This is a genomic window from Microcystis sp. LE19-195.1E, from assembly GCF_027532095.1.
Taxonomy (GTDB): domain Bacteria; phylum Cyanobacteriota; class Cyanobacteriia; order Cyanobacteriales; family Microcystaceae; genus Microcystis; species Microcystis aeruginosa.
On the sequence record NZ_JAPZSZ010000144.1, the window covers coordinates 1 to 2,556 of the forward strand.

Here is a 2,556-nt window from a genome sequence, read left to right on the forward strand (position 1 = left end):
TACAGTTACCTGCTGGGGATACCAGAGCAAATCTCCAGCGACAAAGACGGTTTGCCCTTTAAATAAATACTTGAGATTGGCAACCAAGCGAACAATCCAGCGATATTGAACTGTGTTGTCGGCCATAGGTTTACCGTCGGAGTCAGGATAGAAAAGTTGGGGTTCGATGGGTGCTTGAACCATGCTTTATCTCTTGCGATCGCATTTTTGCCTAGCTTTATTGTATCATCGCAAATCCTGGGTTTAAAACCCCATCCTAAAAGGACGGCTTGGCCTTGTACTAAATCCGTTGAGTATGGGCTACATATCAGGAGAGGCACTCATGCAAAAGGCAAAAGTCAAAGGGGAGAATAAATAATCATTTAATAACAGGATTTAGTATTATATCTAAATTTTTAATAAAGTCGAGGTTGAAAATTATCGGGAATATCCAATTCAAATACTTGGTCATGAATCCGAGCCACATAAAACCCTTCTTGCAGAATTTTTTCCCGTAATTCTGATGATAAATGAACCGCCGCTAATATGCCATAGAGTTTTTTATCTTTGTGTTCAGGGAAAAAGCGGCGAAACCGTTGCAAAATACTTTTTAATTGTGAAATAGACTCCTCTCTAGCATGACTTTTAACCTCGACGATATAAGCAGTATTTAGCTGACCATTGGTATAGGCAAGGACATCAATTTCTAGGTGTTGTCCTTCTTTACTGACTCGCACACTGGGACTAACAACTTCCATACCAAAGCGTTGTCTGAGAATCGTTTCCATTGAGGGAAGGGCAAGTCCTTCGGTAAAGCTGCCGAATTTGGCACCGAGTCCCCCAATTTGCTGACCTAATTCTTTGAGTTGTTTGTCAGTTTTCTTCTGTTGCTGACTAACTTCCTTCAGTTGTTTGTCAGTTTCTTTTTGAGCGGCAGTTAATTCAGCTTGAGCAGTCGCTAATTCGGCTAAGAGTCGCCATACGTCTTCGGATGTAGTTGCCATAGCTAATTTTTTCTCTCTGATTTAGTCTATTGCTATTTTACTGAATTTTGCCGATTCATGAAGAAGATAGTGCTTTTGCCTTTGAGTAAGAGAGCGATAAGTAGGGCGTGTTACGCTGTCGCTAACATACCTTTATTTTTATAAGTAACTTAGAGTATTGTTAAGATTTGATAAATTTAACGGCAAGACTTTCAAATCTACAGAATTAAACATTATAGATCAGGCAGAACCACATTTTTTAAGAGGCATTTAGTTATGACATTAGCAAAACTTATGCAATACTCCATCGGGGGGGGTAATACTTATCATTTTGGCAGCAGCGGGTACGGCACAAGCCGTTGACCTAAAAGCCAACTTCCGTCTTTTTGGTGAAGTGAATCGATTCGGCTTGGGTTATGGTGACATGGCGTTACACTTCGGAGTTAATGCCCCTGCCTCCCAAATTGGAGGCTTAGGATATTTTCCAGGTGGTACACCATTTACATCGGGGGTACTTAGTTCCGTTGTTCTTCCACCAGGTGGTGGCTTCACTGTTGTAGATACTCAATTTTCCGTACCTTTTTCACTTGATGTCGATCAGCCGGCTTCCCTGTACATGGGCATTGGTGATAATGGAATTAATGGTTCTCAAGGCGGTAGTATTCAGGTAATCTTCGACTTTTCAGATAATATCTCTTTTGTAGGTTCAATTCTCGGCTCTACCCGCGATCAGGGATTTGCTTTAACGTCAGTCACCTTGGCCGACGGGACTCCCCTAGAGAATGCAGGGTTAAAATTCGAGTTTATTCCTGAAAATACTGTCTTAACAGCAGGGGCATCAGCCTTTGATGATACAGGTAGTGGTCTTGTAACTAATAGTGTAGTAGCAACTACAAATCCTGCTAACAGAGCAGCGGTTTTTGTTTTTCCAGGGACTGCTACATCAAAACTGCAAGGTGGTCCTGATGTGGGCGGTCTCCCAACTAATTCATTAGCTGACCTTGATGTTAATGTAGAGCCTAATCCACTTGTTTTCGATCTAGCCTTTGCCACCGTTAGTGGTGCTAACAATATTAAACTTACCCGAATTTCTCAACCCACTTCAACCCCTGAACCTAGCACAATTTTAGGCTTAGGTGTATTGGGATTTGGCGCTTTCTGCCAGCGCAAACTATCTCAAGGGAAGAAGTCAAAACAGGACAATTGAGTTGAGAAATTTGGGATTTCTTTCAACAAATTTTTGATAGGTGTCTATGTGCAGATGAATTATCAGGCCAGCGGCAAACAAGTCGCCCCCATGGAACGGGCCATGGGTTTAAGTGATGAGGTTATTCGTTATTTAACCCTAAAACTCGATCGCGTGGTGGCCCCCCCTGCGGATTTATCTCCCTTAACGGAAATTCCCCCCTCTCCTATCACCGAAGCGGTGGTGGAAGATGACGGCATCTCCGAGGAAGATTAATTATAGTCACAACTGTGTCGGGTCAATGCCCAATTCCCGTAATCGGGCAAAAGCGCGATCGCGTTCTTGTTGTGCTTGGTTGCGTTCTTGTTGTGCTTGGTCGCGTTCTTGTTGTGCTTGGTTGCGTTCCTC

General features: G+C 42.9%; 2 protein-coding genes and 2 pseudogenes. 2 read left to right on the forward strand and 2 right to left on the reverse strand.

All coding sequences use genetic code 11. From position 1 onward, the window contains the following. Together O9300_RS08330 and O9300_RS08335 are read right to left on the reverse strand one after the other, a co-directional pair. Positions 1–183, reverse strand: a pseudogene (locus O9300_RS08330) (Uma2 family endonuclease); the annotation flags it as partial. A gap of 212 nt (positions 184–395) precedes the next feature. Next, positions 396–983: a DUF3782 domain-containing protein gene (locus tag O9300_RS08335; protein WP_002801959.1), complete on the reverse strand. Its 588-nt coding sequence runs from the start codon at positions 981–983 to the stop codon at positions 396–398. A gap of 373 nt (positions 984–1,356) precedes the next feature. Between O9300_RS08335 and O9300_RS08340 the strand changes: the two genes are divergently transcribed. Further along, on the forward strand, positions 1,357–2,169 hold the full coding sequence (locus O9300_RS08340) for a PEP-CTERM sorting domain-containing protein (RefSeq protein ID WP_287971212.1): 813 nt from the start codon (positions 1,357–1,359) through the stop codon (positions 2,167–2,169). Positions 2,170–2,208: 39 nt separating this feature from the next. Next, positions 2,209–2,424: pseudogene (locus O9300_RS08345) on the forward strand (30S ribosomal protein S6); the annotation flags it as partial. Positions 2,425–2,556: the final 132 nt, after the last annotated feature.

Bases quoted from the DNA above. Each gene is read 5' to 3' on its own strand.
- O9300_RS08335 (WP_002801959.1), bottom strand. From the start codon at position 983: ATGGCAACTACATCCGAAGACGTATGGCGACTCTTAGCCGAATTAGCG.